A 707-nucleotide genomic window follows, 5' to 3' on the forward strand; every position below is an offset into this window, starting at 1 on the left:
CCAGTATCTTCATTGGTACTACGCTCATTAAGATAGGCTTCATGAGTTAAATACCAGTGATCTAAGCGCTCTATGAAGTCAGCTTTCTTAAGCTGTGTTAAGTTTAAAGTGAGCCGTCTAAGCTCAATACTGGCACTGTTTTTAGGGCGACGAGTCAGATAGCGAGTCACTATTTGCACTTGATGGAACTGGCACATCTGGCAAGGGATACGGGTGAATAACGTACGCAGTCCTCGTCTACCATCACAGGTAATGCTTTGTATATCAACGCCCAGCGTTGCTAGATGATCAATTCCTTGCTTGTAGGCACTGTTGGTTTCATGACTCACTATCGCATAATAAAGAACGGCTTTAGTGGTATTGTCCATAAAAACCATTAAACCGAACTTACGACCAAAGTAAGTGGTGTCCATGATGATATTGGCAGTCTTTGGTCGCCTAACTTGATAGTCAATACTGACTGTGTCTAAGCGTCTTTGAATGGTTTTAAGACTACAATGGTACTTATCAGCCAGTTGTTTGTAGGTCTGTTTACCTTGAGTGTATTCTGTCCAAAGGGTTTGGTTATTGAGTCTTATGCCACCTAAAAACTGCCGTCTGCAAGCTAGACATTGATACTGTTGTTTACCTAGCTTGCGTCCATTCTTCTTGGTGTGTTTATCACGACAAAAAGGGCAGTTTTTTGATTCATGGCGTTGATTCCTTGC

At 42.0% G+C, this 707-nt stretch carries 1 pseudogene; it reads right to left on the reverse strand.

Features of this window, described 5'->3' with window-relative positions:
- Nucleotides 1-707: pseudogene (locus AS194_RS13870) on the reverse strand (hypothetical protein); the annotation flags it as partial.

Origin of the sequence: Psychrobacter piscatorii, assembly GCF_001444505.1 — a bacterium.
In the GTDB taxonomy this organism is placed as follows: domain Bacteria; phylum Pseudomonadota; class Gammaproteobacteria; order Pseudomonadales; family Moraxellaceae; genus Psychrobacter; species Psychrobacter piscatorii_B.